This window comes from Brevibacillus aydinogluensis (assembly GCF_961514395.1).
Taxonomy (GTDB): Bacteria; Bacillota; Bacilli; order Brevibacillales; family Brevibacillaceae; genus Brevibacillus; species Brevibacillus aydinogluensis.
Genome location: NZ_OY569118.1, coordinates 630,227 through 654,593 on the forward strand (window position 1 = coordinate 630,227; position 24,367 = coordinate 654,593).

20 protein-coding genes are annotated in these 24,367 nt (G+C 59.6%); 12 read left to right on the plus strand and 8 right to left on the minus strand.

What is annotated here, in order from left to right:
- The first annotated feature begins 369 nt into the window (after positions 1–369).
- From bcaP to Q7F15_RS03055, 5 genes are all read left to right on the plus strand, one after another.
- On the plus strand, positions 370–1,782 hold the full coding sequence (bcaP, locus tag Q7F15_RS03035) for a branched-chain amino acid transporter BcaP (protein ID WP_171566248.1): 1,413 nt from the start codon (positions 370–372) through the stop codon (positions 1,780–1,782).
- Positions 1,783–2,111: 329 nt separating this feature from the next.
- On the plus strand, positions 2,112–3,302 hold the full coding sequence (locus tag Q7F15_RS03040) for an HlyD family secretion protein (protein ID WP_304415083.1): 1,191 nt from the start codon (positions 2,112–2,114) through the stop codon (positions 3,300–3,302).
- Positions 3,299–4,066, plus strand: a complete 768-nt coding sequence (locus tag Q7F15_RS03045) for an ABC transporter ATP-binding protein (protein WP_171566246.1) — start codon at positions 3,299–3,301, stop codon at positions 4,064–4,066. The genes Q7F15_RS03040 and Q7F15_RS03045 overlap by 4 nt, the downstream gene beginning before the upstream one ends.
- Positions 4,063–5,202 (plus strand): ABC transporter permease, encoded by a 1,140-nt coding sequence (locus tag Q7F15_RS03050; protein WP_304415084.1) that lies wholly within the window; start codon positions 4,063–4,065, stop codon positions 5,200–5,202. Before Q7F15_RS03045 ends, Q7F15_RS03050 begins: the two co-directional genes overlap by 4 nt.
- 43 nt (positions 5,203–5,245) lie before the next feature.
- Positions 5,246–5,914, plus strand: coding sequence for a TetR/AcrR family transcriptional regulator (locus Q7F15_RS03055; protein WP_171566244.1), 669 nt, complete (start codon positions 5,246–5,248; stop codon positions 5,912–5,914).
- Between the two features lie 70 nt (positions 5,915–5,984).
- Here Q7F15_RS03055 and Q7F15_RS03060 read toward each other — a convergent pair whose 3' ends face one another.
- The 3 genes from Q7F15_RS03060 to Q7F15_RS03070 are packed head-to-tail and all read right to left on the minus strand — an operon-like array spanning position 5,985 to position 9,861.
- Positions 5,985–7,421: a sigma-54-dependent transcriptional regulator gene (locus Q7F15_RS03060; protein WP_304415085.1), complete on the minus strand. Its 1,437-nt coding sequence runs from the start codon at positions 7,419–7,421 to the stop codon at positions 5,985–5,987.
- A complete protein-coding gene (locus Q7F15_RS03065) occupies positions 7,393–8,703 on the minus strand; it encodes a sensor histidine kinase (protein WP_304415086.1) in 1,311 nt (436 codons plus the stop codon). Before Q7F15_RS03065 ends, Q7F15_RS03060 begins: the two co-directional genes overlap by 29 nt.
- A gap of 9 nt (positions 8,704–8,712) precedes the next feature.
- Positions 8,713–9,861, minus strand: a complete 1,149-nt coding sequence (locus tag Q7F15_RS03070) for an iron-containing alcohol dehydrogenase (RefSeq protein ID WP_171566239.1) — start codon at positions 9,859–9,861, stop codon at positions 8,713–8,715.
- A gap of 226 nt (positions 9,862–10,087) precedes the next feature.
- Here Q7F15_RS03070 and adhP point away from each other — a divergent pair, with 226 nt between their 5' ends.
- Positions 10,088–11,101 carry an alcohol dehydrogenase AdhP gene (gene adhP, locus Q7F15_RS03075; protein WP_171566237.1) on the plus strand — a complete coding sequence of 338 codons (1,014 nt, stop codon included), beginning with the start codon at positions 10,088–10,090 and terminating at the stop codon, positions 11,099–11,101.
- A 589-nt stretch (positions 11,102–11,690) separates the two neighbouring features.
- Complete coding sequence (gene purU, locus Q7F15_RS03080) at positions 11,691–12,590, plus strand: formyltetrahydrofolate deformylase (protein WP_171566235.1); 900 nt, start codon at positions 11,691–11,693, stop codon at positions 12,588–12,590.
- A 416-nt stretch (positions 12,591–13,006) separates the two neighbouring features.
- Here purU and Q7F15_RS03085 read toward each other — a convergent pair whose 3' ends face one another.
- On the minus strand, positions 13,007–13,630 hold the full coding sequence (locus tag Q7F15_RS03085; protein WP_171566780.1) for a LysE family translocator: 624 nt from the start codon (positions 13,628–13,630) through the stop codon (positions 13,007–13,009).
- A gap of 149 nt (positions 13,631–13,779) precedes the next feature.
- The gene (locus Q7F15_RS03090; RefSeq protein WP_171566781.1) at positions 13,780–14,679 is read right to left on the minus strand and encodes a LysR family transcriptional regulator; all 900 of its coding nucleotides are present in this window, start codon (positions 14,677–14,679) and stop codon (positions 13,780–13,782) included.
- 116 nt (positions 14,680–14,795) lie between these two features.
- Here Q7F15_RS03090 and Q7F15_RS03095 point away from each other — a divergent pair, with 116 nt between their 5' ends.
- Positions 14,796–16,025: an MFS transporter gene (locus Q7F15_RS03095; protein WP_304415087.1), complete on the plus strand. Its 1,230-nt coding sequence runs from the start codon at positions 14,796–14,798 to the stop codon at positions 16,023–16,025.
- A gap of 107 nt (positions 16,026–16,132) precedes the next feature.
- Here the strand turns inward: Q7F15_RS03095 and Q7F15_RS03100 are convergent, their stop codons facing one another.
- The 3 genes from Q7F15_RS03100 to Q7F15_RS03110 all read right to left on the minus strand — a co-directional run bounded on the left by Q7F15_RS03100 (position 16,133) and on the right by Q7F15_RS03110 (position 18,331).
- On the minus strand, positions 16,133–16,813 hold the full coding sequence (locus Q7F15_RS03100) for an alpha/beta hydrolase (protein WP_304415088.1): 681 nt from the start codon (positions 16,811–16,813) through the stop codon (positions 16,133–16,135).
- Between the two features lie 144 nt (positions 16,814–16,957).
- Positions 16,958–17,614, minus strand: a complete 657-nt coding sequence (locus Q7F15_RS03105; protein ID WP_171566784.1) for a CoA transferase subunit B — start codon at positions 17,612–17,614, stop codon at positions 16,958–16,960.
- A gap of 24 nt (positions 17,615–17,638) precedes the next feature.
- Positions 17,639–18,331, minus strand: a complete 693-nt coding sequence (locus Q7F15_RS03110) for a CoA transferase subunit A (protein WP_171566785.1) — start codon at positions 18,329–18,331, stop codon at positions 17,639–17,641.
- A gap of 296 nt (positions 18,332–18,627) precedes the next feature.
- Here Q7F15_RS03110 and Q7F15_RS03115 point away from each other — a divergent pair, with 296 nt between their 5' ends.
- The 4 genes from Q7F15_RS03115 to Q7F15_RS03130 all read left to right on the plus strand — a co-directional run bounded on the left by Q7F15_RS03115 (position 18,628) and on the right by Q7F15_RS03130 (position 24,321).
- Positions 18,628–19,863, plus strand: a complete 1,236-nt coding sequence (locus tag Q7F15_RS03115; protein WP_230077409.1) for an efflux RND transporter periplasmic adaptor subunit — start codon at positions 18,628–18,630, stop codon at positions 19,861–19,863.
- The gene (locus Q7F15_RS03120; RefSeq protein ID WP_304415089.1) at positions 19,856–23,116 is read left to right on the plus strand and encodes an efflux RND transporter permease subunit; all 3,261 of its coding nucleotides are present in this window, start codon (positions 19,856–19,858) and stop codon (positions 23,114–23,116) included. The genes Q7F15_RS03115 and Q7F15_RS03120 overlap by 8 nt, the downstream gene beginning before the upstream one ends.
- 73 nt (positions 23,117–23,189) lie before the next feature.
- Positions 23,190–23,693, plus strand: coding sequence for a VanZ family protein (locus tag Q7F15_RS03125; RefSeq protein ID WP_171566788.1), 504 nt, complete (start codon positions 23,190–23,192; stop codon positions 23,691–23,693).
- Positions 23,694–23,907: 214 nt separating this feature from the next.
- Entirely contained in the window at positions 23,908–24,321 is a 414-nt protein-coding gene (locus Q7F15_RS03130) for a S1 RNA-binding domain-containing protein (RefSeq protein WP_212132891.1), read from the plus strand.
- Positions 24,322–24,367: the final 46 nt, after the last annotated feature.

A 24,367-nucleotide genomic window follows, 5' to 3' on the forward strand; every position in this document is an offset into this window, starting at 1 on the left:
GCCGACATCAATAGAATCACCATCCGGTTTCCAATAGGAAGCCGGATGTATTTTTTTACCTAGAAACCATTACCTGTATATGTGCAAAGCATTGTCGGCACGCTACAAATAGGGATCCCGGAACGTTTCTCCAGAAAGACGCATCTTGCAACGGCCTGATTCGGAAGGGACTAACTGTCTGTCGGCGGCCGTTTTTGTTTATAGCAAAAAAATCTTTTAACGATAACAAAAATATAATTCTGATTTTAATATTGTTCTGATAAATATGACAATGTATAATGAGAGGCGTTTCCGGTGCGGACACCGGTTTTTAGGCGGCAGGCACATCTTATGTAAATGAGAACACAATCATCGGGGGTTATACGGAAAATGGACATTAGTCAATTCTTACGCAAAAAATCGATCTCCCAGATGCTGGAGCAGACGGAAAGCAAGCACGGCTCGCTGCGCAAAACACTGGGAGCATTTGATCTCACCATGCTGGGCATCGGGGCCATTATCGGCACCGGGGTCTTTGTACTGACAGGTGTGGCCGCCGCGAAATACGCTGGTCCCGCGTTGGTGCTTTCCTTTGTCCTGGCGGGGCTGGCCTGTGTGTTTGCCGCGCTTTGTTACGCTGAGTTTGCCTCTACCGTACCCGTTTCCGGAAGCGCATACACGTACAGCTATGCCGCTTTTGGCGAACTGGTCGCGTGGATTCTCGGTTGGGATTTGATCCTGGAGTACGGCGTAGCGTCCGCCGCCGTCGCGAGCGGTTGGTCCGGATACGCACAGGGGCTGTTGGCCGGATTCGACATATATCTGCCCACTGCACTGACCAGCGCGTACGACCCGGCCAAGGGGACGATCATCGACCTGCCCGCCGTCCTGATCACCGGCGTTATCACCGCCCTGCTCATGATGGGCACACGCGAATCAGCGAGATTTAACAACCTGATGGTGTTTATCAAAGTGGCCGTCATCCTGCTGTTTTTGGTTGTGGGGGTCGGCTACGTGAAGCCGGACAATTGGTCGCCCTTCATGCCGTTCGGCTTCGCGGGAGTGGCCACGGGAGCGGCGACGGTCTTCTTTGCCTTCATCGGCTTTGACGCCGTCTCGACCGCAGCAGAGGAAGTGCGGAATCCTCAACGCAACATGCCGATTGGCATCATCGCCTCCCTGCTGATCTGTACGTTTCTGTACATTGCGGTCTCACTTGTGCTGACCGGGATCGTGCCGTTCGATCAGCTGAACGTGAAAAACCCGGTTGCCTTTGCGATGCAGTTTGTGCAGCAGGATTGGGTGGCCGGATTCATCTCCTTGGGCGCGATCACGGGCATTACCACTGTGCTGCTGGTGATGATGTACGGGCAAACCCGGCTGTTTTTTGCGATGAGCCGCGACGGACTGCTGCCTGGTGTCTTTTCCCGCGTCAATGAAAAGCGGCAGGTTCCCCGTCAAAGCACGATGATCGTGGGCGCCCTCGTCGCCCTGTTCAGCGGTCTTTTGCCGCTGCACAAGCTGGCCGAACTGACCAACATCGGTACGCTGTTTGCCTTTATCGTCGTCTCTGCAGGTGTGATGGTGCTGCGCAAGACCAATCCCGGCCTGCGGCGAGCGTTCCGCGTGCCGATGGTGCCGCTGGTGCCCATCCTGGCGATTCTGTTTTGCGGATATTTGATTTACAGTCTGCCTTCCAGCACCAAGATCGGATTTTTGCTCTGGCTGGTTGTCGGAGCCGTCGTCTACCTGGCGTACGGCAGACGTCACAGCAAGCTGGCCCGAGATACAAGCGAGGGGTAATACGGGAACAAACGGAGACGAGCAGGCATGCTGAAGCGGGCAGCCTGCTCGTTTTCTTGCGCGTTCGGGGGTGGCAATCGTGGGGACGGGCGGACCGCCCCGGCATGCTGGCAAATATTTGCCGCCGGCCAGGGTTTTTTTTACAAGCGTCTTTACATGGAGGCGGGAGCATACATATAATGTACATAACACAAAAGTGAGTAATCACTCACTATAATCATCATCACTGGTATCGTCAAAATGGACTACGCTTGCATCAGGCACCAGAAAGTTTTTTTGACAGCAAAATGAGTGAGTGCTCACATCAACAAATTGGTCGAGGTGGTCTTATGTATCGTCGTTTTCTGTTGTTCTGTCTGGCCGGCTCGCTCGCGGCGCTGCCGGGGTGCACATGGTTTCAGCCGCGCGAATGGCCGCTCTCCGGCACGATTGAAGCGGTGGAACTGCCTGTTGTCGCCGAAGTGGGGGGACTGCTGACGGCCGTCAAGGTGGACGACGGCGCCGTCGTGAAAAAGGGACAGGTGCTGGCGGAGATCGACAAGCGCAGCTATCAGGCGAGCGTGCGCGAAGCGGAGGCGGTGCTGGCCCAGGCCCAGGCACGGCTGGAAGAAGCCCAGGCGGGCAGCCGCGACTCGACCATCCGCCGAGGTATCGCCGCCGTAGACCAGGCGGACGCCGCCATCCGGCTGGCAGAGGCGCGTCAAAAACAGGCAGAAGCCGGGCTGAACCGGGCCAAAGAACTGGTGGACCAGGTCGCCTCGCAGCTGGAAGGGGCAAAGCAGACGCTCGCCTACCAGGAGAACCGCTTGCGGGAAGCGGCCCGGTTGTACGAGCGGGGAGCGATTGCGAAACAGGAGTACGAAGCGAAGCAGGAGGCGGTCAATCAGGCCCGGACACAGGTAAACCAGTTGGCCGCTCAACTGGAGGTGGCCCGCTCCCAGTACGCTGCCGCCCGGGAAGACGTCGCCGCCGCTGTCGCCCAGACCGGCACGGCGCAGGCGCAGCGGGCGGGTGCGCAGGCCGAGCTTGACCAATTGAAAGAGGGGAGCACCGATTACGCGATTCGCGCCCTGCTGGCGGCCAGGGATCAGGCCCAGGCGCGTCTGGAGCAGGCCCGGCTGCAGTTGGAGAAGGCGGTGATCACCGCGCCGGAGGACGGTGTCGTGCTGCGTTCCTCCGTGACCCAAGGGGAAGTGGCAAAACCGGGAGCGACGCTGTTTACGATGAGGAAGGGCGATCATCTGGAGCTGAAGGTGTACATCCCGGAAGCGGAGCTGGGCCGCGTGCGTCCGGGCGAGACGGTGGGCATACAGGTGGACGCGTATCCGGGCGAGACGTTTCGCGGCGTGATCAGCGCAGTCGCCGACAAGGCGGAGTTTACCCCGAAAAACGTGCAGACCCCGGATGAGCGGACCAAGCTGGTGTTTGCCGTGACGATCCGCATCAGCGAAGGGCTCGACAAGCTGAAACCGGGCATGCCCGCCGATGTGCTGCTGCCCGGCAAGGAGGACGCGCAATGAACTACGCCATCCAATGCGAGCAGTTGACCAAGCGCTTTCAGGATCGCGTCGCCGTCAACAGCCTGACGCTGTCCGTTCCCACCGGCTCCATCTACGGCTTTCTCGGCCCCAACGGCTCGGGCAAATCGACCACGATCCGGATGCTCTGCGGCCTGATAAACCCCACGTCCGGACGGGGAACGGTGCTCGGCTATGACGTGATGACGCAGAGCGAGGAGATCAAGCAGCGCATCGGCTACATGTCGCAAAAGTTCAGCCTGTACGAAGATCTCACGGTGGAGGAGAACCTCGACTTCTACGCCGGAGTGTACCGTCTGGGCAGAGAGGAGCGCAGGCGGCGCAAAGCAGAGCTGATTGAAATGGCCGGGCTGACCGGGCGGGAGCGGCAGTTGGCCGGCTCCCTCTCCGGAGGCTGGAAGCAGCGGCTGGCCCTGTCCTGCGCCCTGCTGCACCAGCCGGAGCTGCTGATTCTGGACGAACCGACCGCGGGCGTCGATCCGGTCTCCCGCCGCATCTTCTGGGAGGTGATCCACGACCTGGCGAAGCAGGGGATGACCGTGCTGGTCACCACCCACTACATGGACGAAGCGCAGACCTGCGACTGGATCGGCTTCATTTTCTTCGGCAACCTGCTGGCCCAGGGAACCCCGCAGGAGCTGATCGAGCGGATGGGCGCAAACAACCTGGAGGACGTCTTTGTCACCCTGGTCAAGGAGGAGGAAGCCCGGCAGGCAGCCGCGGGCAGAGGGGAGGAACGCCGATGAAGCGGTTTTCCTGGGCGCGGTACTGGTCGGTGGTGAAAAAGGAAGTGATCCAGATCAGGCGGGATCGGCCCAGCCTTGCCATCGCGCTGGCGATGCCGCTGATGATGCTGTTTTTGTTCGGCTATGCCGTCAATACGGACGTCAACGACATCAAGACGGTCGTGTGGGATCAAAGCGCCTCGCCCTACAGCCGGGAACTGGCGGCCAACCTGGAAAACACGCGGGTGTTTCAGGTGGTCGCCCACGTCGGCGGGTATGCGCAGATCGAAGCGATGCTGGACGACGGCAGCGCGGACGTGGCCTTGGTCATCCCGCCCGACTACGCCCGCAAGCGCGACCGCGGCGAACCGGCAGCGGTGCAGATGCTGATCGACGGCTCCGATCCCAACATCGCCCGGACTGCCTTGTCCAACGCGCAGCTGATCGTGCAGAACCGGGCCGTCACCCTGGTGCAGGAGCGGATGGAAAAAGAGGGGATGGGCCGCTTCGAACCAAGCATCGAACTGGACGCGCGCGTGCTGTTCAATCCCAACATGGAGAGCATCGTGTTCAACATTCCCGGCCTGATCGGCCTGATCATGCAGAACGTGACGATGATCCTGACCGCGTTTTCGCTGGTGCGGGAAAAAGAGCGGGGAACGATGGAGCAGCTGATCGTCACCCCGATCCGGCCGCTGGAGCTTTTGCTCGGCAAAATCACGCCCTACGTCTGCATCGGCTTCTTCTCGTTTTGCCTCGTCCTGCTCTTGGGAAGCTGGTGGTTCGGCGTTCCGGTGAAAGGCAGCGTGCCGCTTCTGATCGCCCTGTCGGTGCTGTTTTTGGTCACCACGCTGACGCTCGGCATTTTCATCTCCACGGTGTCCCGTACCCAACTGCAGGCGATGCAGATTGCGTTTGCCTTCATTCTGCCCAGCGTGCTGCTGTCCGGGTTCATGTTCCCGCGCGAAACGATGCCGCTCGTGATACAATGGTTAGGCGGGATTGTCCCCTTGACTTATTTTTTGGAAATTCTCAGGGGTATCTTTTTAAAAGGGGTAGACCTGTCCGCCCTGTGGCAGGACACGTTGGGAATGGCAGTGTTTTTCCTGCTGTTCCTGACGGTCGCCATGCTGCGGTTCCGCAAGAAGATCGAGTGACACGGCGCATGTGAAGCTCGGATGGAGGAGCGTTTGCAAGGATATGAGCCGATCGTTTGAAGAAAGCCTGATGCAGTTTGTCGAGGAATTGAAAGACGAGAGCGAAATGACGGAGAAGCAGCGCCGCATTCTGCAGGCGTCGCTCAAGCTGTTTGCCGCCAAAGGGTTTCACGCCAGCTCGACGGCTGAAATCGCCAAAGAGGCGGGAGTGGCGGAGGGCACCATCTTCCGCCACTACAAGTCCAAAAAAGACCTGTTGTTGGCCCTGGTGGCCCCGGTGCTGGTCAAGTTTGCCGCCCCGTTCATTTTGAAGGACGTGCGCGTCATTTTTCAGGAGCAGGCGAAAAAGCCGCTGGCCGAGGTGCTCACCGAGCTGTACCGGAACCGGCTGGAATTGATTGGGGCCAATGAAAAGCACGTCCGGATTCTCCTGCAGGAGGCGTTTTTCCACGAGGAAATCCGCGAAGCGATGCTATCGACGGTATTTCAGGAGATGAAGCGGCTGGCGGCGAAACTGATCGAGGAGCGCAAGGAAGCAGGCGAACTGCGCCCACTGCCCACGGAGGCGGTGTTTCGCATGATGCTCTCTTCGCTGCTTGGGATGATCCTGTTCAAGCACGTGACGGAGCCGGAGGAATACGCCAAGCGCTCCGAAGAGGAACAGATCGCCCTCACCGTGGACATGCTCCTGTACGGTATCGCCAACCGCTAGACGGTTCGCCACGCGGGAAGACGACTCCAGGAAAAAGGCCGCACGTTGCGGGAGGCGGTGAAGCGCAGCGCTAGTCTTTTTCGTTCAGGATGTAGCGCAGCGTTCGTTTGGAGATGCCCAGCTTTTTGCTTAACAGCTCCCGGTCTCCGCTGGTTTCGGCCAGCCCTTTGGCAATCACCTGGCGGCCTATCTCCGTCTCCAGCCTCCTGATTCTGCCCAGCAGTTGGACAAAGTCAATCTCGTCCACCGAACCGATTTGCCCGATGACATTCTGTACAAACCGGACCGCTTCCTGTTCGATCGCATGGTGAACAGCAGGCGGTCCGGCTGTTTTGTCCCGGGGGGTGCCCGCACCGCTCACGATCGGCTGCGGCAGGTGTTCCGGCTTCAGGACGGCGCAGTCGTGGATGGCGACCGCCTGGTTGACCACGTTGATGAGCTGGCGGACGTTGCCCGGCCATTCATAGTGCTGCAGCAGCGTCATCGCTTCCGGATCGACCCGGCAGGCGCCGCCAAACTTCTTTTCCAGGAAGGCGTGCACAATGGCCGGGATGTCGTTTGGCCTCTCGCGCAAGGGGGGAATGGTCAGCTTTACTCCTTCCAGGCGGTACAGCAGGTCGGCGCGAAACCGGGACGATTCCGCCTCCTGTTCCAGATTCCGGTTGGTGGCAGCGATAAACCGGACGTTGCACTTCAGCGTCTGCTCGCCGCCCACCCGCATGTACTCGCCTGTCTCGATGACCCGCAGCAGCTTCACCTGGATGAGCGGGGGGGCTTCTCCGATCTCGTCGAGAAACAGCGTCCCGTTATTGGCCAGTTCGAAGATGCCTTTGCGTTCTTTGACCGCACCGGTGAACGCTCCCTTTTCATGGCCGAACAGTTCACTTTCCAGCAGGGACTCCGGGATTGCGCCGCAGTTGATCCCGACAAAGGGATGCTGCGAACGGGCGCTGACTCCGTGCAGAAAGCGGGCCATCAGTTCCTTGCCGGTGCCCGTTTCGCCTTCGATCAGCACGTTGATCGCCTTTTTGGCCAGCTTGTCCGCGACGGACAGGACTTTTGCCATCGGGCTGCCGGCCGTGTAGATGATGCCGAAGCGGGCAGCCGTCTCGGCCAGTTCATCGGAGAGGCCGCCGGGCTTGTCCCAGACGGAGAAGATCACCTGTTCCAGACTGTCCAGATCGTCAAACGGCTTTTCCAGATAGTCTCGCGCTCCCGATTGGATGGCGGTCACCGCCGACTTGATCGTGCTGTAGCCGGTCATGATGATGACCTCGCAGGCGGGCTGTCGCGCCTTGATGGCGGAGAGCAGCTCCAGTCCGTTGGCATCGGGCAGCTTCAAATCAATCAGCGCCAGGTGAAACGGGAAATCGCCGGCCAAAAGCTGCCGGACCGCTTTTCCCGAGTGGGCGACCGTCACGTCGCACTGCTTGGCTTTGAGAAAATAAGAGAAAAAGGACGTAACCTCCACTTCGTCGTCAACGACTAGCACCTGTTTCGGATTCATCAGCACTCTCCTCATCTGTGTAAATGGGCAGCAAGAGCGTAAACGTACTGTACTCCCCTCGCACGCTCTCGGCGGTCAGCGTTCCGCCGTGCGACTCGGCAATCCCCAGACTGACGGACAGACCCAGTCCGGTTCCCTTTGTTTGTTCCTTGGTCGTAAAGAAAGGATGGAAGATCTGCGGCAAATGCTCTGCGTCAATGCCTGCGCCGTTGTCGCGAACGGACATGCCGACGTAGACGCCGTCGTCCGTTTCCTGGCGAAAGGTTGTGATGACAATCTCGGGGCTGGATGCGCCGTGCAGCGCGTCGCGGGCGTTCAACAGCAAATTGATGATGATCTGCTCGATCTGGTGCCGGCTTCCCCAGACAGCCAGCGGCTCGTCCGCCAGCCGCTTCGTGATGCAAATGCCGGACACGGTAAGCTGGTAGCCGATCAGGCCGAGCACGACTTCGACCAGGTCGTTGATGAACAGACGCTCAAACTGGTACTCCTCCTGCCGGGAAAAGGTCAGCAGGTTTTGAATGATCTTCTTGCAGCGGACGCTGCACTGAAACACGTCCTGCAGCATTTGCCGCTGCGGCTCGGTGTGCGTCTCCCTCAGCAATAGCTGGACGTTCCCCAAAATGGCGGTAAGCGGACTGTTCAGTTCGTGCGCCACTCCGGCGGCCATTTCGCCGATGGCGGCCAGCTTGGCTGATTGGATCAGCCGGGCTTCGATCTGCACTTTCTCACTGACGTCTTTAAACAGGAGGATGTTTTCCACGGACACCCCGACGTGTTCGGCAATTTGCTGAAAGAGGAGGAGATGCTCTCCGTCGTCTTGCGGCTGTTTCTGATGAAGCAGGGTGATAAAGCCAAACGGTTTGTTCAGCCGGCTTTGCAGCGCGACGGAGGTGACGTGGCAGCCGGGGTGTTCGGTCTGAAACAGGCGGTCCAGCGCGCTCGTGGAGACGGACTCTCCCCGTTTCAATGATTGGGTCAGGGTGCGAACCCGCCAATCCGCCCCGTTTCGCTTTGCAACATAGGCGGAGAGGGACGTTCCCTCCACCAGCGTGAGCGCGAACAGGTCAAACGGGATCAGCCGGGACAACTGCTCCGCCAGATAGGCGCTGACTTCGCTCCAGTCCGCATCAATCTTGATTTTCGTCAAGCAGTTGATGACTTCCAGCTGACGGTTCTTTTTCTTCATTTCGTCCACGACAAGGTTCAGTTCACGATAGTAGCTTTTGCGCGAGGATTGGATGCCGGTCAATTTCTCCAGGATTTCTTGTTTGTGATGCATGGCGTCCTCCTACAGTGCATTGCAAAACAGCATGTGCACGTCTTCTTCCGTCATGTCGCGGGGGTTGGTGGCCATGCAGACGTCGCGGACGGCGTTGCGGCTCAACACCGGGATGTGCTCCGGCTGCAGCCCCAGCGTGGACAGGTGGTCGGGGATGCCGAGATCGCTCGCCAGTTCCTTGACCGCTTTCATCGCCAGGCGGGAAGCGTCGGACAGGCTTAATCCGGAGACGTTTTCGCCCAGGGCTTCCGCCATCTTTTTGTACTTTTCCGGGGCGGCTAGGAAGTTGTACTCCAGCACGTAGGGCAGCAGCACGGCGTTGACCTCCCCGTGCGGCAGGTCCAGCAGCCCGCCCAACTGGTGGGACATCGCGTGGACGGCTCCCAGGATCGCGTTGGAAAAGGCAAGCCCCGCCTGCAGACTGGCCATCGCCATGCCCTGCTTTGCCTCGGCATTGTACCGGCTGGCTGCCGACGGGCGCAGGTGCTGGGCGATCAGCCGCATCGCCTGCAGCGAGAGGACTTCCGTCAGCGGCGTGGCGGCCAGCGAGACGTACGACTCGATCGCGTGCGTCAGCGCGTCCATTCCCGTGTTGGCCGTCAGCTGCTTGTCCTTGGTCATCAGTGTCTGCGGGTCGATGATGGCGATGTCGGGGATCAGTGATTTGGAGATGATCGTCATCTTGACCTTGCGCTTGGAATCTACGATGATCGAAAATTGCGACACTTCCGAGCCGGAACCGGCCGTCGTCGGCACCATGACCATGGGCGGCAGGGGACGCGTGATTTTGTCTACACCTTCGTATTCAAGGATGCTGCCGCCGTTCGACGCGAGCAGGGCAATCGCCTTGGCTGCGTCCATGGCGCTTCCGCCGCCGATGCCGACAATCGCGTTGCACCCGTGGCGAAGGTATTCGGCTACGCCGGCGTGCACCTCTTCGTCTTTCGGGTTGGAGGTGAGGTTCGTCCAGAGGTGCCACTCCAGTCTGCTCTGCTTCAGGTAACGGATCGCCTGCTCTGCCCATCCGGCGTTTACCACGCCCGGGTCGCTGACGAGAAACACGTTTTTTGCCCCCAGCCGAATCAGACTTTCGCCGACTTGGCTGATCGACTGGTTGCCAAAGATAATTTCCGGCGTCATGAATTTGGAGATTTGCATGGGAACACCTCCTGTCAGGTTCTATTGTAAACAGGGGCGGCTCGCTTCCCAAGGACAAAATTACGGCCCGCGGGCCGATTTTTTGGCAGATGGCCGAAAAATTGTCCCGACAGCATTGTAATAGGTTGAATTATCCTAATATTTGTTCATTTTTTGAGCTTGGTATGCTTTTTGCTGAAATGGAGCGGTACAAGCACGTAATTCATGTTTCAAAGGAGGAGAACAGATGAAAGCAGCAGTTGTCAATCACTTTCGCGAAAAGCTGGAGGTAAAGGATGTGCCGATCCCCGAGATCGGGTTTGGCGAGGTGCTGGTTCGGATCAAGGCGTGCGGGGTCTGCCACACCGACTTGCATGCGGCGCACGGAGACTGGCCGGTCAAACCGAAGCTGCCGCTGATCCCCGGACACGAAGGCGTCGGGGTCGTGGAGAAGGTAGGCGAAGGGGTAACCTCGTTGAAGCCGGGAGACCGCGTCGGGATTCCCTGGCTGTATTCTGCGTGCGGTGAGTGCGAGTACTGTCTGACGGGATGGGAGACGTTGTGCAAGAAACAGCTGAACGGCGGGTACTCCGTTGACGGCGGTTATGCGGAATACTGCAAGGCGCCTGCCGCGTATGTGGCTCGCATCCCTGACGGCCTGAGCGACGTGGAGGCTGCCCCAATTCTGTGCGCCGGCGTGACGACGTACAAGGCGCTGAAAGTGGCCGACATCAAGCCGGGGGAATGGGTGGCCATCTACGGCATCGGCGGATTGGGCCATCTGGCGCTCCAGTATGCCAAAGCGATGGGGTACAACGTGGCGGCAGTCGACATCAACGATGAAAAGCTGACCTTGGCCAAAGAACTGGGGGCCGACCTGACAGTCAACGGGGCCAAGACAGATCCGGTCGCGGAGATTACCGAAAAAATCGGCGGAGCGCACGCCGCGATCAGCGTCGCTGTCACGCGCAAGGCGTTTGAACAGGCGTACCGTTCGGTGCGGCGCGGCGGATCGCTGGTCGTGGTCGGACTGCCCAACGACGAGCTGCCTGTCCCGATTTTTGACACCGTGCTGAACGGCGTTTCTGTGAAAGGTTCCATTGTCGGGACCCGCAAGGACATGCAGGAGGCGCTAGACTTCGCTGCGCGCGGTAAAGTAAAGGCGATCATTGAGACGCAGCCGCTGGAAAAGATCAACGAAGTATTTGAACGGATGGAAAAGGGACAGATCAACGGCCGTGTCGTGCTGACCCTGGAATAATCAGCTCGTCTCGGGCAAAAAGGCACCGCGCGCCAAAGCCCGATACGCTTTGCAGCACCGCTTTCTGAAAGCGGTTCCAGACTGAAGACAAACGGTTCCTTGAGTAAACGCCCACAAGAAATGATTTCCAGACCGAAAGGCCTGCCTATTCATCAACCGAAGCGAAAAGACAATGTGCATCGCATGGCGGGATGGGCCAAGCGAGCTCCTTTGACGACCGACTCAGCGGAAAAACGAAGACGCGGGAATCAACAGGGGACACAAGTCTCACTTCATCGAAACACCCAGATGTTTGTCCCCTGCCCGCGTCTCGTTTTGGAGCGGACTTCATCCGCTTCTGTGCTGGGCGTCAAACGAGCGAGCGGGCCCGCTCTCCCATGCGCCGCGGACTTTGTCTACACGCTGAGCACCGCTTTCTGAAATCGGTTCATACCCGGATTGGGGAAACACAGATTGATCGGGCAAATAAACTTGATTGCATGGCTGTCCTCCTCTGACGAAAAGATAGGGATGGAAACGACAAAAATGGATGATATGATGATATCATGACTAGATCATCCTGACGTTCATTATTGGAGGAGAGAGATCCATGCTTCGTTTGTCAGAGAGAGAATGGCAGGCGTACCGGCAGAAAAACAAGGACCGGGCGCGCATGCTGATTTCGTGTCCGGACCGGGCCGGGATTGTGGCGGCCGTGTCCACCTTCCTGTTTGAACAGGGGGCCAACATCGTTCAGTCCGACCAGTACACGACCGATCCGGAAACGGGCCGCTTTTTCATGCGGATTGAATTTGACGTGGTCAATCTGGAGGAGCGCTGCGAGGCGATCAAGCAGGCGTTCCGGCCGGTGGCGGAGAGCTACGGCATGGATTGGTCGCTGGTGGAGGCGAAGAAGCGGAAGCGCATGGCCATCTTCGTCTCCAAAGAGGACCATTGCCTGTTGGAGCTGTTGTGGCTCTGGAAGTCGGGCGCTCTGCACGCCGACATCGAGGTCGTGGTGAGCAACCACCCCGACATGCGGGAGACCGTGGAGTCGTTCGGGATTCCGTACCGCCATATCCCGGTGACGAAGGAGCGCAAGGCGGAGGCGGAAGAGGAGCAGTTGGCCGCGCTGGGCAGCGGCGTGGACGTAATCGTCCTGGCCCGCTACATGCAGATTCTGTCGCCCCGCTTTTTGCAGGAGTATCCGATGCGGATTATCAACATCCACCACTCGTTCCTGCCTGCCTTCATCGGGGCCAAGCCGTACGAGCAGGCTTACCGCCGCGGCGTCAAACTGATCGGCGCCACCGCCCACTACGTCACCGAGGAGCTGGACGCCGGCCCGATCATCGAGCAGGATGTGCTGCGGGTGACGCACGAGCAGGACGTGGAGGCGCTGAAACAGTTGGGCCGCCAGGTGGAGCGGACCGTGCTGGCGCGCGCTGTCGGCTGGCATCTGGAGGACCGGGTGCTGGTCTACGGCAACAAGACAATCGTGTTTCCGTAAAAGTGGAGCCCTTCCTAAATGGAAGGGCTCTCAGACTGAAGACAAACTGTATTTTTATCATTGAGGTTCCGTAAAGAAACGATTTTCTATCGTTACCAGGCCGATAGGCCTGCACATTAATCAACCGAAGGTGGAGAAAAATACATGGTATGGAGTGATGGGCCAAGCGAGCTCCTTTGACGACCTGCCCAGCGGAAAAACGAAAGACGCGGGGAAAACAGGGGGCACAAGTCTCACTTCCTCGAAATACCCAGATGTTTGCCCCCTGCCCGCGTCGCGTTTTGAAGCGGACACTGCCACCTGCTTTGCTGGTCGTCAAGAGAGCGAGCGGGCCCTATCACCCATGCGCCACGGACTTTGTATACACGCTGAGAGCCCTTCCTAAATGGAAGGGCTCTTTGCCGTTGAGGGATCATTTACGGGCGCTTTTCCAGGGCCAGCGTGACGCCGAACGCCACCAGCGCAAGGCCGGTGATTCCTTGGATGGCCCGCTGCGTGGACGCTTTTTTCATCCAGGCGCGCAGCCGGTCAATGAACCGGACGTACAGGAAAAACCATGCGACCGTAAGCAGTGTGTAAGTCAAACCCAAGGCGAGGAATTGCAGAAACGCGTAGCTGCCGGGCGTTACAAACTGCGGAAGGAATGTCAGGAAGAAGACAGCCACTTTCGGATTGAGCACATTGGTCAAAAATCCCTGCAGAAAGGGGGATTTGTTCTGATGCTTGGCATCTGGCTGCTCAACAGCCGCGGTTTTCTGATTCCGAAGCGACCACAACGACGTAATTCCCAGGTAGAGAAGGTAGACGGCCCCGACGTACTTGATGATGGAAAAGAGAAACGCGGACTTCACCAGGATCGCCGATATGCCGCAGACAACGGCCAGCGTGTGGATCAGCAGTCCGGACGTGCTGCCCAGAACCGTTTTCATCCCGCCTGAACGGCCGTGGAAAACAGTGTTTTGCGTCACCACGCCGGTATCGGGGCCAGGCAGAATGATCAGCAGGATCGACATAAGCACGAACAACGCATAATGTTCCATTGGAATCCCCCCAGTTTAAGCAGACATGTTGCGGCGACCAATCATTTTGCATTGTATCCATTGTAACAATAACAACGAATCAATCAACTCTTTTTAATAATCAATCAATTCTTTTTTTGATTGGGACGACGGCGACTCGCCTCTCATCCTCACGTCTGCATGCAGGGCGGCAGGATCATCTCCAGAAACCGGGCGGCCGCAGGGCGCAGGGCATCATCCTCCTCGCGGGTGCAGATGTAGATCGGCCGTTTGATCGTCACACCGTCGACCAGCACTCGCCCCACTTCGCCTCGTTCCACCAGTTCACGGACGGACGGTTCCGGTGCCAGCATCGAGCCGTACCCCGCCCTGACGGACTGGATGGATTCGAACAGGCCGTGGTATTCAAGGCCCGCTTTCGGCGGAGCGACGCCGTGCTCGCGGCAGAGGGAAAACAGCCTCTCCCGCGTGGAACTGCCCTTTTCCCGCAGCAAAAACGGCTCCCGCATCAGCGCTGCCAATGAAACCGTCCGGCCGGCAAACGGATGACCGGCGGGGACGATAAACCAAAAGGCCACATCCGTAATGTGCCGACGCCGGATGGGCAGGTGTTCGTCCCACGACTCGTTGGTGACCACGGCCAGGTCCGCCTGACAGCGGAGCAGACGTTCCAGCGACTGCTTCGAGTTTCCGGCGCGGATTTCCACGTCCGCCTGCGGGTGCTGCTGTTTGTAGGCGGCCAGCCATTTGGGCAGGAGGTAATGGGAGGGGAGAAAAGTGGACGCCACCCGCAGCTTTCCCCGCTTGCCCTGTTTGATCTCCTCCAATTGGGACTCGATCTCCCGTTCCCAGTCAAAAATCCGCCGGGCTTTCTCATACAAAAAACGTCCTTCGGGAGTGAGCGCAATGCCTCGTCCCTGCGGCGTGAGCAGCTTGATGTCGAGATCCCGTTCCAGTTTGCGGATGTGCGCGGTCACGGCCGGCTGGCTGATGGAGAGCGCATCGGCCGCGCCGGTCACGCTGCCCCGTGCCGCCACTTCCACGAAGATGCGCAGCGCGTGAAGGTTCATGATTTTCCTCCATTCATAAGGATTGCTTATGAGTCGGGTGCCAATATGTATTGGATTTTTGTCAGTCTCCTTTGTAGTGTAAAGCATATAGATTTGTTCCGGCAAAGGAGATTGCGATGGAAGGCAAACACGGCAAGACACAGGTTATGGCACTGGCTCTCGTGACAGCGATGTGCGTGCTCGGTGATTCCGTGCTGTACGTGGCGCTTCCGCTCTATTGGCGGGAGGCGGGACTGGACGCGCTCTGGCAGGTAGGTGTGTTGCTCTCGGTCAACCGGCTGGTGCGGGTGCCGCTGGGGCCGTTGATCGGCAAATGGTATGAGCGGACAGGCGGCCGGTCGGGGTTGGCGATCGCCGTGTTCCTGGCGTTCGTGACGACAGCCTCGTACGGGTTTCAGGGATTTTGGCTGTGGCTCTTGATGTGCTGTCTCTGGGGAGCGGCCTGGACCTTCTTGCGGTTGGGTGCCTATTCGTTGATCGTCAGCGTCTCCGACGACGGGAATCGCGGCCATTTCATGGGGCTGTACAACGGACTGTTCCGGCTGGGCAGCCTGGTCGGCATGCTGGCCGGCCCGCTGCTGGTCGCCTGGGTGGGCTTGCGGACGACGTCCTTTTTGCTGGCGGGGGTGTCGCTGGTGGCGTTTGTCCTCGTTTTTGCCTTCATCCCCGCATCCTTTACCGGACAGAGCGGCGATGCGTCCGCCGCAGCGGTGCGGCCGCAGCTTTGCTGGACGGGGAGTGTCGCGCTGACCATGGCCTCGGGAATGTTTGTCGCCATGTGCTACCAAGGCATACTGGTTTCCACACTGAGCCGCTTGATCGATCTTCGGCAGCCGTTTGCGGTGATCGGCGGGATGGTGGTGGGCTCAGCCGTCGTCGCCGGCGTGGTGCAGGGAGCCCGCTGGGTCTGGGAACCGTGGGCGGCGCCGTGGTTCGGCAGGTGGTCGGACCGCTGCGGACGGCGGCGGATGCTGGTCGGGGCGGTGCTGGCGGCTGCGGTGTTGTTCGGCCTCACAGCAGTGCCGCTGCCCTTTGCGCTCTGGTTGGGCGTGCTTTTGGGGATACAGCTTACCGGCACGGTGCTCACTACCGTGATGGACACGCTGGCGGCAGACGAAGCGTCCCGGCAGGCCAACGGCGCGCAGCTGCTGACGTGTTACTCGGTGGTGACCGATCTCGGCGCCGCCGCTGGACCGCTGCTCGCGTTTTGGGCAGACGGCTGGTTCGGCCTGAACGGACTGTACGCAGGAACTGCCGCCTTCCTGCTGGCGATGGCGGCCGCCTGGTCCGGGCGGGCGGGGCAGGCGCATGCGGCCGGAGAGAACAAGCCGGAGAAAACAAGATAGTGGATTGAATCGCCAACCGATTGGACGGCCATTTGCCATTTCTCGTACGTTCCGCTTCTTCCGGTTTCGTACAGGGCTTGCTCGGATTCACCGTCCGCGCTGTTTACTTACGCCGAGCCGTGTTCCCGAATCGCCTCCAGGATGCGGGCGATCGCGTCGTCGCGGTCCGGACTGTGCAGCAGCATGTGGCCGGAGTTGTCGTACCAATAGATGCGGGCGCCTGCCTCGGGGGCAACGCTGTTGGCCAGATGCTCCGCGCTGGATGGCCGCACGGTATCGTCCCGTCTCGACTGCAGCAGCACGTACGGGACGCGGATGTCGGGCAAGAGCGGCTTTGTCTCTTTCAGCAAGCGGCGAAATTGCAGCATGCTGCGCAGCGGAATGTTAACCAGGCCGTTGATGTAGCGGCGGGAATGGGTGGAGAAATCGTCGCGCAGATTGCGCAGGGCCTGCCGCACCTCCCAGTAATGGTACGGGGAATTGATCGTAACCAACAGGCGGACGGGATGACGGTGGGCGACGTGAATGGCGAGCAGGCCGCCCATGGAAAAGCCGATGACAACAATCGGGTCGGCACGCATGGCCAGCCGTTTGTACGCTTCATCGGCGGAGCGCAGCCAGTCGTGCCGGGTGCTTTTGGCCAGCTGCCGTCGGCCCAAGCCGTGTCCTTCCAGGGTGGGGCACTCCACATGGTAGCCCGCTTCACGCAGTGTCTTCGCCAGCGGCATCACATCCCGGATATCGCCGGCAAAACCGTGCAGGACGAGGCAGCCAAGCGTATTGGACATGGTGAATCTCCTCTCGGTCAAGATTGTTTACTCCTTGTATTATAAACGGTTTCCCGGGCGGGAAGCGATTCAGCACCAAACAAAAAACCGGCTCCGTCCTTTGAGAAGGGACGAGGCCGGTTTGTTTTCACACGGGTGTTTTCTTCATGGCGTGATTGTTTTCAAGTCGGGGGAGACGATGAGTTTTGGCTGCGTGCACGCCTGAATGTCTTCCGGCGTGTAGCCTTCCGCCACCTCTTTCAGCACCAGGCCGTCCGGGGTGACGTCCAGCACGGCGCGGTCGGTGATGATCCGGTTCACCACCCGTTTGCCGGTCAGCGGCAGGGCGCATTCGTTCAAAATTTTCGGATCACCGTGTTTGTTGACGTGCTCCATGATGACGACGATCCGCTTTGCACCGTGGACCAGGTCCATCGCGCCGCCCATGCCCTTGACCATTTTGCCGGGGATCATCCAGTTGGCCAGGTCGCCTGCGGCAGAGACTTCCATCGCGCCGAGGATGGCCAGGTCAATGTGGCCGCCGCGGATCATCGCAAACGACTCCGCGCTGGAAAAGTAGGCGGCGCCGGGTATGGCGGTGACCGTCTCCTTGCCGGCGTTAATCAGGTCGGGGTCGATTTCGTCTTCCGTCGGATAGGGACCGATGCCGAGCAGGCCGTTCTCCGACTGGAGCACGACTGTTTTGCCCTCCGGAATGTAGTTGGCGACGAGGGTGGGCATGCCGATCCCCAGGTTCACATAAAAGCCGTCCTCGATTTCCTGGGCGGCGCGCATCGCAATCTGTTCACGCGTAAGAGCCATCACTGCATCCTCCTTTTGCTGGAATTACTGCCGCACCGTGCGTCGTTCGATCCGTTTTTCAAACGACGGAGCCTGGATCAAACGCTGCACGTAAATGCTGGGGGTGTGAATCTGATCGGGGTCCAGCTCACCTGTCTCGACGATTTCTTCCACTTCGACGATGGTGATTCTCCCGGCGGCGGCCATCATCGGATTGAAGTTGCGGGCCGTCTTGCGGTAGACGAGGTTGCCCATCTTATCCGCCTTCCATGCCTTGATCAGGGCGAAGTCGCCGGTGATGGCGTGTTCCAGCAGGTACTCCTTGCCGTTGAACACGCGGGTTTCCCTTCCCTCGGCGATCGGGGTGCCGACGCCGGCAGGTGTGTAGAATGCGGGAATGCCGGCCCCGCCGGCCCGGAGACGTTCAGCCAGCGTCCCCTGCGGCGTCAGTTCCACTTCCAGTTCTCCTGAGAGGAACTGCCGCTCAAACTCCTTGTTTTCCCCCACGTAGGACGAGATCATTTTCTTAATCTGCTTTTCCTTGAGCAGAAGACCAAGCCCCCAGTCGTCGACGCCGCAGTTGTTGGAGACGACGGTGAGGTCCTTCACGCCCTTGTCGCGAAGTGCGATGATCAGGTTCTCCGGGATGCCCACCAGACCGAAACCGCCGACCAGCAAGGTGGCACCGTCGTGGATGTCTTGCACGATTTCCGCATAGGACGAGTAGATCTTTGCCATGAAGCTCACTCCCACCATTCGAAATATTGAGAAAAAGCGACGCGTGAAAGCGCTGACAAAATCGGGCTACCTCCATCTTACCAGAAGTGGCGATCGGCTGAAAAGAAGGGGGGAATTCCGCCTGTTTGCCCAAGAGGACAAGGCGCGGTGGCAGACGTAAAGTAAAGAATCGTAAAAATCGACAGAAAAGTGGCGCAAGTAGAATCCTTTCGGTAAAATTATTTTGTACTAATTGTCCCATTTTCTGTTTATGTTTCATGTTTCGACATATCGAGTCCGGGGTAGGGGTTGATGGAATGAAGAAATGGATCGGGCTTTCCCTCGCTGCCCTGCTGATTGCCGGGTGCGAAAAACTGGAGAAAAGCGTGGAAAACCTGAAGCGCCTGCAAGAAGAAAGCGTGATCAAGGTGAAGACGGTGAAAGCCTACACGGTCGAACAGCATGACGGCATGACCCAGGAGATCGCCGGTGTGGTGGCCCCGCTCAAGGAACTGCCGCTTTCGTTTGGCCGATCGGGCCGGATTGCCAATATTTTTGTAAAAAAGGGCAGTGTGGTCAAGCAGGGAGAGACATTGGCCACACTCGACACGTCCGTGTGGCAGCAGGAGGTGAACGCGGCCCAGGGGCAGGTGGCCAGTGCCGCCATTCGTCGGGCAAAGGCGTTGCAGGGGCCGGAGCAGCACGAGGTGGAGGCGCAGAAGATACAGCTTGAAAAGGCCAGGCAGACGGCTGCCCAGGCGGCGGAAGAGCACGCGCGCGGAAAGCTGCTTTACGCCAACGGCGCCATTTCCAAAGAGGAGCTGGACAGCCTGGCTCTCCGCGAGCGACAGGCGAAACTGGACCTGGAGGAGAAGCAGATCCGCTACGACAATCTGCTGAAGGGAGCGGACAAGCTGGACGTGGAAGAGGCCAACGCCGAAGTGCAGCAGGCCAGAGTACAGTTGGAGCGGGCCCGGCAAGAGGCGGCGGACGCCGTGTTGAAGGCGCCGTTTTCGGGCGTGGTGGCGTCGATATCGCAGGCGGAGTCGGAGCAGACGGGGCCGGGCAGCGAGGTGATGCGCCTGGTGGACACCTCAGGCTGGCTGGTCAAGCTGCAGGTGACCGGTGAGCAAATCAGCAATTTTGCCGTGGGCAAAACGGTGACGGTAAAAGCGCCGGACGGTACGGAGACGGAGGGGACAGTCAGCTTCGTGGCGCCGGTGATCGACGCCGGAACCGGCACGTATCCGGTAGAGGTGACAATCAGCGGCCGGGAGCACGTCTGGAAAGGGGGTATGACCGTCACCTGCCGCTATCAGGTGAAGCCGAGCGGGGGAGTGCTGGTGCCCGCGAGCAGTGTCGGCATCTCCGAAGAATCCCACTACGTCATGGTGATCGAGGAGAACACGGTCAGGAAAACACCCGTCAAGGTGGGCAATGTGTACGGCCCCCATTATGAAGTCCTGGAAGGGCTGAAGCCGGGCGATATGATCGTCAGTTCCGGACTCTCCTATGTGGCGGACGGTGAGGTGGTGAAAGTGGCCGATGAGTAAACGCACTTACACTTCGACGTTGCCGACGCTGGCCGGGCTGCTGGCGCTCGTCTGCTGCCTGCTGACTGTCGGCGCCCTTTCCAGGATGGATGTCGCGCTGTTTCCCGACCGCCCCCTGCCGGAGTACGTCATTGCCCTGGAGGCTCCCGGCATGTCGGCGGAAGCCGTGGACGAGTCTGTGACCCGTCCCGTGGAGAATGCAGTCCGCGAACTGGACGCCGGGGTGCACATCAGCGCCGAATCCCGATCGGGAGGGGCGACGCTCACAGTCAAGACGGCGGGACGGCCGGCCAGCTCCTACAAAGGCCGATTGGAGCAGAAACTGCAAGAGACGACAGCGCGGTTGCCGATAAGCGGCTGGCGTCTCAGCCAGGCCAACCTGGCCGACAATCAGATCGGCCGTTATCTGCTGCACGGTGCGGACGTGCAGGCACTGGCCGACGCGGCCCGCTACGCGGTGCATGACAAACTGGCCTCCATCCCGGGCGTAGCCCGCGTGGAGGTGGAGGACCACAGCGTCCGGGAAGAGGTGGAGCTGGTGTTTCGCCCCTCCATGCTGCTAACCTACGGCCTGACTCCGGGGGATGTGCTGGGACAGCTGCGCGGCGTCGGCGCGGACGAGCAGGTGGGCGCTGTCGGAACCGGCGGTGAGCGGACCGCTTTCCAGTGGAAGGGCCAACTGTCAGGCCCACAGGAGCTGGCCCAAAAGCTGATCGCCACGGAGAAGGGATACGTGCCGCTGAAAGAACTGGCCGAGGTGCGCGATTTGCGGGGGAGCAGAGGGGAAGAGGTGACACTCTATCGCGGCGAACCGGCGGTGGGGATCAGCGTCTTCGCGACGGAAGCGGCCCAGGTTCCCGCCATCCGGGCCAAAGTGGCGCAGGCCGTGGCTGAGTGGAACGAACAGGCAGCGGGCAGGTACACGCTGGATCTGGTGGAAGACCGGTCACAGGCGTTGACGGCGGCGCTGCGCGACATCGGCTGGCTTGTGGCCGTGGCCGGGTTGGGGGCGGCAGTGATGCTTGGCGTATGGCTCCGCAGTGCGATGGCCGCCCTGCTGATGCTGTACGCGGCATGTCTGTCGCTGGGAGCGCTGTTGGGCGGCATGTGGCTGATTGGTGTGCCGCTGACGTTGACCTCGCTCGGCCCGACAGCCGTCTTTGCTCTGCTGTACGTCGGGGCGGCAGCGGCGTTGATCCATCGGCTGGCCGGAGCGGGGCAGCTGTCGCCGGTGCTCGGCCTGCGCGAGGCATGGTCTCTGCTGAAGCCGCTGCTGCTGGCTGTCGTCGTCTGTGCCGCCGGCTGGTGCGTGCTGATGGTGACCGACTTTGTCAAAGCAGCCGACCTGCCTCTTTTATATGACGCACTGCCGGTTCTTACGCTGGGGACGTTGACCATGCTTCTGGTGTACGGGTTTATCGTGCCGGTGCAGGCCGCTCAATGGCTGACCGGCGGCGCGGCCGCTGGACCGGCCGCAGAGCGGAAGCATTTGGCGGGCAGCCTGCTGGGCGGCAGGGTGGGCCGCTTCCTGAAGAACCGGTGGGAGCGCTCTGTCAACCAGGGCTTTCTGCCGTACGGGATTACCGTGGCCCTCTCGCTGTTGGCCGTCGTGCTGTTGGACGCCTTTGTCCTGACCGAACCGTACGGGGATATCGATGGACAGGAGAAGACGCTGTCGCTGGAGATGGTCAAGGGCAGCACGCTGGATGAGGCGATTCAAGCCGCCCGGGTGGCGGAAGAGCGTCTTTCCGGACTGGAAGAAGTGCGCGACCTGTACACGACAGCCAGTCGGGAGCGGCTTACCTTTCATCTGAAACTGATTGACAAGAGCCGCTGGACCCGGACGCCGACGGAACTGGAAAAAGAGCTGGACAAACGACTTCGGGAGATCCCCGGCACCGATCCGTTTGCCGTCGTGCTTTCAGAGGACCAGAAGACGAGGTTGGAATTTTATGTAAAAGGGCCGTCCCTGCACACAGTCCGGGAGATCGCCTCCCAGACGGTCGCCTACCTGCAGGAGCTGCGGTGGACGGACAAAGACGGGCGGGAGATCATCACCGACGAGCGCCTCGGCGAAGGCGATACGGGGACGTATATCGCCATTCGCCCCAGACCGGAGATGCTCGTCCGCTACCGCGTGACGGAGGAGGAGATCAAGCGGCAGTTGGCCACCTATCTTGGAAAGCAGCAGGCCGGAACCCTGTACGGAGACAACGGGGCGGTACCGGTAACCGCCCGCTTCCCCGACAAGTGGATGGAGCATCCCGACCAGGTGAAACAGATCCTGATTCGCACGCCGCAGGGAGCCGTCCGTCTGGGTGACCTGACGGAATGGACAATTGTCGATGAACCGCCCGTCTATCGCCGCGTGGACGGCATGTACGTAATCAAATTGAGCAGTGCCGTTTCCATGCAAGATCGAATCAGGAGCTTGTCGTATGTGATCCCTGACAACATGAAGGAGATATTCACGATTCCGGAAGGATACGAGATCCTCAATGCAAGCGAATGGGACAAGCTGGAAGAAGCGGAAGCAAACAAAAAGGATACGGCCGGACGGTTGCTGGCAGTAGCCGTGGCGGCGGCCGCAGTGCTTCTGTGCAGTCTGCTTCTTTACCGGCGGATGCGGCAAGGGATGGTGGCGCTCGCGCTGCTGCCCGTTTTGGCCGGAGGGGTGACGGTCGGGCTGCTCTGGCTGGATCGGCCGCTCAACCTGATGGGCGTGTACGGCATCGCTGCCGTCTGTGCCGTGATGACACAGCAGGCGTTGATCCATCTGGACGAATTGTTCCGCGCGGACGCTGCTCCCTCCGTCCTCAAAGGGATTCGTGTCGGGACAGTCCGGGCGATCCGGCCGCTGGTGTGCGTTTTGGCGGCGACGGCTGCCGCCTGTCTGCCGCTGGCTGCCGGGTGGATGGAAGGCGCCGCCCTTCACGCCTCGTTTGCTGTCGCGCTGTTGACGGGTCTGCTCCTGGCCGCCTATGCCGTTCTCGTCCTTGTGCCGGCGATGCAGCACGCCACTGAGCAGAGGTTGGCCAATCGCGCCGGATTGTCACTGGCGGAACTGCGCAGCCGGCTGCGTGCCTGGTGGGAAAATGAACAGGTCCGCCGCCGGGATGCGCGCATGCGACAACGGCAGGAAATAGTTCAAGTGGCAAAGGGGGAGGAGGCCGTCACCGTACGGGACAGGCACGAGCTGACCGAAGAGGATTTTCAACCGCTGCCGGTGACGGCGCGCGACGCCCATTCGTGACATTTTGCAGGCGTGCGACGGGCGGATTCCTGGTACAATGAAAGCGGAACATTCCCGCGAAAGGAAGAAGAGCGTGAAGACATTCGTTCGGCTGTTGGACGTGCTGCTGCTGGTCGCCATATTGGCCGGCTTGTACGTTTCGTCGTCCCAGCCTTACTACAAACAAGACATGCGCGGAACCATTTCCCGCTTCATTGACGAACAAGCGGTGGGCGAACGTCTGAAGGACGTGTCGTTTCGCTACGGAAAACAGGAGATCAGCGTAGAGGCAAGCGGCATTGACGGGTTTATTGAATTTTTCCTCCGCAAAGGAACCCATTTTGCCACATTTGCCCTGCTCGCCCTGACCGGGTACCGCGTGCTGCGCCGCTTCGCACCGTTTGCGGTCGCACTGCCGTGGAGCGCATTTTTGACGCTGGCGGTGGCAGTGCTGGACGAGTGGCATCAAACTTTTACCCCGGACAGGACGGGACAGGTGGCTGACGTGGTGCTGGATGCCAGCGGCGCGTGCACGATGCTGCTGCTGATCGTGCTTGCGCGGGCGTGGCCCGGACAAAAACGGCGTGATAAAAGATGAGCAGCTCATCCATCCTAATACAGGGGGATCGGACACGCACCCAGGCGTCCTTCCCTGCATCTTTTTCCATCGTTTTTCACCTCTGCCGGCCGGTGTGCTTCGGCAAAAGATTAGGCTTTTCAGTATTTGAATTTCTCTGTTATACTTATGAAATGAGGCTTCTGGTAGAGGTTCTCTTACATTTTTGGGAAATGATAAAAGGAGTGCAAACTGAATGGCAGTACAAGTGGGAAGCATCATCGAGGGAAAAGTGACAGCGATTAAACCGTTTGGGATGTTCGTAGCAGTCAGCGAAACCGAGCAGGGGCTGGTCCACATTTCCCAAGTAGCAAACGGTTTTGTTAAGGACATTAACGATCACTTTTCCGTGGGAGATCAGGTGAAGGTAAAAGTACTCTCCATTGATGATGCAGGCAAAATCTCGCTTTCGGTTCGCGCTGCACTGCCTGCGCCGGAGCGCAGCGATCGCGACGAGCGCCGTGGCGGTGGCTATCGCGGAGGAGACCGCGGAGGAAACGCAAGACGTGACAGCTCTGCTTCCTTCGAGGACAAACTGAAGCGTTGGCTGAAGCACAGCGAAGAGAACCTTGCTACCATCAACAAAAAGAACGCAAAACGCGGCTATTAAGCCTTGTTGATACTGGTTTGACATATCGGGAAGAAGGACCGGTTAC